This window comes from Salibacter sp. (assembly GCF_031581065.1).
GTDB lineage: Bacteria > Bacteroidota > Bacteroidia > Flavobacteriales_G > Salibacteraceae > Salibacter.
This window is the reverse complement of the sequence record NZ_JAVLBN010000027.1, coordinates 23,656-30,822: the sequence shown is the minus strand read 5'-3', so window position 1 is coordinate 30,822 and position 7,167 is coordinate 23,656. Positions and strand designations below refer to the sequence as shown.

Annotated in this window: 6 protein-coding genes; 1 reads left to right on the top strand and 5 read right to left on the bottom strand. The window is 41.1% G+C overall.

What is annotated here, in order from left to right:
• The 4 genes from RI557_RS07790 to RI557_RS07775 all read right to left on the bottom strand — a co-directional run.
• Positions 1–1,199: hypothetical protein (locus RI557_RS07790; protein WP_310683104.1), on the bottom strand; the 1,199-nt coding region annotated here is incomplete at its 3' end.
• Positions 1,196–2,275: a chorismate synthase gene (gene aroC / locus RI557_RS07785; protein ID WP_310683102.1), complete on the bottom strand. Its 1,080-nt coding sequence runs from the start codon at positions 2,273–2,275 to the stop codon at positions 1,196–1,198. The genes aroC and RI557_RS07790, both read right to left, overlap by 4 nt.
• 12 nt (positions 2,276–2,287) lie before the next feature.
• Entirely contained in the window at positions 2,288–3,019 is a 732-nt protein-coding gene (locus tag RI557_RS07780; RefSeq protein ID WP_310683100.1) for a DUF4197 domain-containing protein, read from the bottom strand.
• Between the two features lie 43 nt (positions 3,020–3,062).
• A complete protein-coding gene (locus RI557_RS07775) occupies positions 3,063–4,139 on the bottom strand; it encodes a hemolysin family protein (protein ID WP_310668578.1) in 1,077 nt (358 codons plus the stop codon).
• Between the two features lie 174 nt (positions 4,140–4,313).
• Between RI557_RS07775 and RI557_RS07770 the strand changes: the two genes are divergently transcribed.
• A complete protein-coding gene (locus tag RI557_RS07770) occupies positions 4,314–5,138 on the top strand; it encodes a prohibitin family protein (RefSeq protein ID WP_310683098.1) in 825 nt (274 codons plus the stop codon).
• 170 nt (positions 5,139–5,308) lie between these two features.
• On the opposite strand, the gene typA is transcribed toward RI557_RS07770, so the two are convergent.
• Positions 5,309–7,108, bottom strand: coding sequence for a translational GTPase TypA (gene typA / locus RI557_RS07765; RefSeq protein WP_310668576.1), 1,800 nt, complete (start codon positions 7,106–7,108; stop codon positions 5,309–5,311).
• Positions 7,109–7,167: the final 59 nt, after the last annotated feature.

Below are 7,167 nucleotides of genomic sequence, written 5' to 3'. Positions count from 1 at the left end.
GTATCTTCAACATTTGGGATCTGATTAAATGGCCTTCCATATGAAGCCAAAAAAACATCTTCAATTTCTGCATCAAAGCTACTTGTTATTCCAGCAACGATAAATGTAGAATCCACAACTAATCCACCTCTAGCAATATCTAACTCACTTCCTCCTGATGTTGAAAAGAAATCTAATCCTATTATATTATTATTATCATCCCTAACCATCATCAGAATATCTTCCTTTCCAGCTCCAATATTAGAAAATGAATACCCATACATAAATATTTCATTTGAAATTCCATCCTTCACACCTAACCACTCATCTTCATCAGCTCCAAAAACAGTATCACTCCAAACCCTCATCCCATTTTGATCTAAATTGAAAGAAACCGGATTTAACTTTTGATCGCTTTGATAAGAACCTACAGCAGTCACATTCCGATTAGTAAGAGACCCTGTTATCGCTACGTCATTGAATTTTTCTGCACTATCTGTTCCCCAGGTTTCGCTGTAAATTTCGCTCAGCTCAAAATTGGTGAAATGCACCCAGTAATCTGAGTTGTTAGGTTCAGGTTCTGAAAAACCGGCAAAAACATAGTAACCCTGCAGGATGTCCATCCCGTTGAAGCCATCGTTATCCGGACCACCAATCACCTGATTTTCCTGAATATCACCATTATCGTCAATCCTGAAAATCCAACCGTCACTAAAGCCTGTGGATTCATTTCCACGAGATCCGGCAACTACAAATCCGTTGCTGTTAAACGCATTGCCAATGTCATAACAAAAATCCCATTCAGATCCACCATAAACACGAATCCACAACAAGTTTCCCTGTGAGTCAATTCTGGCTATCATTCCGTCATATCCACCAATGAAACCGTAAGAAACTCCTGCTATCAAAAGATCTCCGTTTGGAGCTTCTGTCACAGCATGAGCTTTGTCATTTTCTCCGGTTCCAATGACTGATGTCCAAATGACATTTCCACCGGTATCGGTTCTGATGACATAGATATCACCAAAAGATTCATCTCCTCTTACCCCAGTAGCGCCTACTATTACAAAATCACCATTCTGGGTTTGAATCAAATCGTTGCCCTCATCAAACGAGCCTGTACCGTATGTTTTAAAAAACGTACCAGACTGCGCTGTAAACGACTCTGACCGTGATAGAAAAGCCAATATGATTGCGATATATAGGAATAACCGTTTCAAACTTGAGTTGTTTTAGTCATTAAAAACGCATCTAAGATAACAATTGCAGCCATTGCACGCACAATTGGAACTGCTCTTGGGACCACACATGGATCGTGGCGCCCTTTCCCTTCAACCTCAGCGCTATCGCCTTTTTTGTCAATACTTTGCTGATTACTCATTAGCGTAGCTACCGGCTTAAATGCTACATTGAAATAGATGTCTTCACCATTTGAAATACCGCCCTGTATGCCGCCACTGTTGTTGCTTTTGGTCTTTATGTCACCTTCTTTACTCTCAAAAATATCGTTGTGTTCAGATCCGCGCATTTTCACGGCCTCAAATCCTGATCCATACTCAAATCCCTTCACTGCATTGATCGAAAGCATCGCTTTACCGAGATCAGCATGGAGTTTATCAAAAACCGGATCTCCCAATCCAACCGGGGTATTTTCAATCACGCACGTCACTACTCCGCCAACTGTATCACCCTCATTGCGAACCTGCTCTATCTGTTTGATAAAGCGAGTTGCCGTTTCATCATCAGGGCAGCGGACGATATTGGAAAAGGTATTTTGAAAATCGAGTTTTGAGTAATGTTTTTCGCATCGGTCAGAACCGACTTGCGAAACGTATGCGTTGATCGAGATTTTTTGAGAAGCGAGAACTTGCTGAGCTATAGCTCCTGCGACAACGCGAGTAGCTGTTTCTCGGGCAGAGCTGCGTCCGCCACCACGATAGTCGCGATGCCCGTATTTTTTGTCGTAAGTATAATCGGCATGTGAAGGGCGGTAAACATCCTTCAAATGATCGTAATCCTTGCTTCGTGCATCGCTGTTGGGAATTACAAACCCAATGGGTGTTCCTGTTGTTTTACCTTCAAATATGCCTGATAGAAACTGAACTGTATCGCTTTCTTTTCGCTGAGTTGTAATTTTGCTTTGACCGGGTTTTCGCCTGTCGAGTTCTGTTTGGATAGCTTCAAAATCGAGTTCAACTCCGGCAGGGCAACCGTCAATGACTCCGCCAATCGCCTCGCCATGTGATTCGCCAAATGTGGTGAGCTTAAATAGTTTTCCAAATGTATTACCGGCCATTACAAATACAGTTTAAGAACCAAATACTTTTTGCAGAATTTCTGTTGCTCTTGCCTTTGGGTTGATTCGGATATTCTTTTCTTCTTTTTTGATCAAAGTAAACAATCCATCAAGTGCTTTTTGTGTGACATAAGCATCGAGATCAGGGTTTATTTTTTCTTTTTTGAACGGATTCTTATTGTAAGTAGAAATAATAGGGTTCCAGTACTTCGTCAGGTTCACTTCCTCAATTGATTTTGAAACGATCGGCTTGAACCGCTCCGTAAGCTGGCTCATTGTTAGAGTTCTGAGGTAATGAGTAGCCGCAGTGTCAGTGCCATTTAAAATAGCAAATGCATCTTCTACCGTCATGTTCACTACTGCTTCCTTCAAAATATCGACTGCCTCAGCCGATGCTTTTTCTGCAGCTCTGTTCATGGTTGTTTCAAATTTATCGACCTGCTCATCAAGTCCGGCTTTGAGTGCTACATCTTTCGCTGCTTTTGCTTCTTCAGGGAATGGAATTCGTATCAATTGGTTCTGATTGAAACCTCCTGTTCGTGAGGCACTGTTCACTGCAAATTCAGCTCCTTTGCTAAGTGCTTCTTTCAACCCTTTTATGACTTCGCCTTTAGTCAAATCTGAGCTTGAAACCTTTTTTTCTCCACTAATAGCTTCTGCAGACTTTTTTAGGTTGTCTAAAAATTGTGCGTTTGTAACAGTTGAAAATCCTACACACAACAGAACAAAAAGCAACTTTTTCATATTCATAGTTTTAATCCAGACAGGGCAATTACCGCGCCAAAGTTTAATCGATAGCTTCAGTATCGTCATCTTCAATCTCTGAGATGTTGAGTCCACGAATCTCAGCGCGTTTCTTCCAACGCTCCCGAGCATATTGGCGCAAATCCTCTAATTGATCAAATTCATCAATGATCTCAAACCCGAGCAATGTTTCCAGCACATCCTCCATTGTTACGAGTCCGGCTGTACCGCCAAACTCTTCCGTAGCAATAGCAATTTGCTCCTGGTTTTTCGTAAAAAACTTGTAAGTACTGAAAAGACTTTCATCTTCTGATATCATGGAGACGTCACGCTTGATTTCTTTTAGTTTTTTATCGTTTTCACTTTGCGCGTAACAAACCATAACATCATGTTTATGGACAAAGCCTGTGATATTATCCTTGTTTGATTCGTAAATTGGGATACGAGAAAAATGCTTAAAGCGATCCTCATGGATGAAATCTGCAATTGTTGATTCCTGAGAAGCCGCAACCATGACTGTTCTTGGAGTCATGACATCTTTCACTTTGATAGAGCGAAGATTTACGAGGTTTTTCAAAATCATCGATTCTTCCATCGAAAAAACACCTTCTCTTCTGCCCAGCTCAGCCAATGCCGCAACTTCACTTCGTTCTACCTTTGATTCTTTGTCACTCTTGAAAACTCCTGTAATCAGTCTCGATAAAACAACAAACGGGTAAAGAACCTTAGTGAGTATGTTCAACGACACAGTAGTAAAATGTGCGAGTTGTTTCCAGTAACTCGCTCCAATCGTTTTGGGAATGAGTTCTGAAACAACCAAAATCAATAGGGTTAGAACACCAGATACAATTCCGACAGAAATATCTTCAAAAACAATCGATGCCTGGGCTCCAACTCCCGCGGCCCCAACTGTGTGAGAAATCGTATTCAACGACAAAATAGCCGATAGCGGTTCATCAACATCCGTTTTAAAGCCAAGGAGCTTCTCAGCCCATTTCACTTTCTTATTCATTTTAGATTCTATGAAACTCGGTGTAATGCTCAGCAGTACTGCTTCCAGTATAGAACAGTAAAATGAAACAACTAAGGCGAGGAAAAGATAAAAGAGGAGTAATCCCATGATGTGTAATCCGTATTCTTTTTTGCTAAATTAATGTAATCTTACAAACCCACTTTATCTATTGAGGCGTTAACATGGATTTAGTAATTCTATTTCGGTTTTGACCGAAAAATAAAAAATAAGGCTCATGAACTAAAGGTTGACTAAGTTTGTAAGATACGAAAACAAATAATTATGGAAAAGAACCCAAAACTCATTCGATTACTGGTCATTATTGGCGTGGCCGTCATATTAGTTATCGCATTTTCAAGTTCATTATTCTTCACAATCGGACCCGGTGAGCGAGGAGTCATGTATAAACCACTGCAGAATGGGCTCGACAAGGAGTTCGTTTACGATCAGGGACTTCATGTAAAAGCTCCCTGGAATTCGATCATTGTATTTGAAGTGAGGAAAAAAGAAAACGAACAGGCTATGGAAGTCCTTTCGTCAAATGGTCTCGATATCAGCCTTGACATATCTATACGTTACCGACCTGAGGTTGAGAAGATTGGATACCTGTACAATGAAGTTGGTGCCGATTACCTCGATAAAATCGTTGTTCCTGAAGTGCGCAGTGCTACACGTGAAGTAATTGGCAACTACAAACCTGAGGAACTTTACTCAAGCGATCGAAGAGAAATTCAAAAGCAGATTTACACGCGTACTGATAGTGCATTAAATGCCAATCATATCGATTTAGATGCCCTTTTGATCCGTTCTATCAAATTACCTTCTCAAATTAAAGCCGCAATTGAGCGTAAACTCACTGAGCAACAAGAGATTCAGCAAAAAGAATACTCTAAACAAAAGGCTCAAAAAGAAGCTGAAAGACGCGAAATTGAGGCAACCGGTAAAGCGAAAGCCAATGAAATCCTCAATGCTTCATTGTCTGACAAAGTCCTTCGTGACAAGGCTATTGAAGCTACTGAGCGATTGGCAAACTCTAAAAACTCTAAAGTTGTTGTGATTGGTAACTCTGAAAACAGTTTACCGGTATTGTTGAGCGGAGATAAATAGTGAGAAGAAAGTTTAAACCAAGGGGGTGTATCAAAAGTCGTTATAAAATTCAAAATTCAGGTTATTGCAATATGTTAAGCTCCCTAAATAAGCTATTTAACTTTTAACGAATAGCCTTTTAATACCGAAAAATGATAGATTTTTCGGTATTGATACACCCCCTATGGAGTTTATTTCTTGGCGTATTTCTTACGCTCGTGCTCTTTCAAGTGAATCTTTCTGAGTCGAATACTCTTTGGTGTAACTTCTACGTATTCATCACCATCGATGTATTCCAGGTTTTCCTCGAGAGAAAGCTCAATTTTAGGAGCGATTTTCGTTTTGTCATCAGCTCCTGATGAACGCATGTTCGTAAGCTTCTTCGTCTTAATTACATTTAATGTAAGATCATTTTCACGCGTATTTTCACCAACGATCATTCCTTCGTAAACCTCATCACCAGGTCCAACGAAGAACTTACCGCGATCCTGAAGGTTATTCAAAGCATAAGCGATAGCTGTTCCTGTATCGTGTGCGATAAGAACACCGGCCATACGTTTTGGAATATCACCTTTCCAGCCCTGGTATTCGTGGAAACGGTGCGCCATGATCGCTTCACCGGCAGATACGTTGAGTATTTGAGTACGCAAGCCCATGATTCCGCGTGAAGGAATCTCAAATTCGAGATGCATCACATCACCGCGTGGTTCCATGACAAGCATTTCACCTTTGCGCTGTGTTACCAGTTCAATAATTTTACCACTACTCTCTTCAGGAGTATCGATGTAAAGCGTTTCAACCGGCTCCATTTTTTTGCCGTCAACTTCTTTAATGATAACCTGCGGCTGACCAACCTGCAATTCGTAGCCTTCCCTTCTCATAGTTTCGATCAGAACCGAAAGGTGCATTACACCTCGACCATAGACCAGGTACGAATCAGGAGAATCTGTTTCTTCAACGCGAAGAGCGAGATTTTTTTCTGTTTCTTTAAAAAGACGATCACGAAGGTGGCGAGAAGTAACGAACTCACCTTCTTTACCAAAGAAAGGAGAGTTGTTTACGGTAAACGTCATGCTCATCGTAGGCTCGTCAATCGGTATAGTTTTCATTGCGTCAGGATTTTCAGGATCGGCAATTGTGTCACCAATCTCAAACCCATCAACACCTGCAAGTGCCACGATATCTCCTGCTTCAGCGCTTTCAGCTTTCTTTTTCCCCAGACCTTCAAATGTGAAAAGTTCTTTAACTTTTGACTTAACAGAAGACCCATCACGCTTCAACAACACAACATTCATGTTTTCACGAATCTCGCCTCTGTTCACACGGCCAATCGCGATCCGACCGATAAAAGAACTATAATCAATCGATGTGATTTGCAATTGAAGGGGGCCCTGCTCAACCTTTGGACTTGGAACATGTTCGAGAACAGCATCCATGAGTGCAGCAACATCTTCAGTTGGCTTGTTGTAATCCTCACTCATCCAGCCCTGCTTGGCAGAACCGTAAATTGTTGGAAAGTCGAGCTGTTCTTCTGATGCACCCAGGTTAAACATTAGATCAAAAACCTTGTCCTGAACAACATCAGGCTGACAGTTTTCTTTATCGACCTTGTTGATGACAACAATCGGTTTTTTACCGAGCTCAATAGCTTTTGAAAGTACGTAGCGCGTTTGCGGCATGGGACCTTCAAAAGCATCGACTAAAAGCAAAACGCCATCGGCCATGTTGAGAACACGTTCAACTTCACCACCAAAATCCGCGTGACCGGGAGTATCGATGATGTTAACCTTGGTATCTTTGTATTGAACTGATACATTCTTGGAAACGATGGTAATTCCTCTCTCTCTTTCGAGGTCGTTGTTATCGAGAATCAACTCACCTGATTCTTCATTGTCTCTAAAGAGTTGACAATGATGGAGAATTTTATCGACCAAAGTAGTTTTACCGTGGTCAACGTGCGCAATAATTGCGATGTTTTTAATTGCTGTCATGAAAGAACTATAAAATTTAAGTCGGCAAAAGTAAGTGTTGTTCAAGAGGTAAGCACACT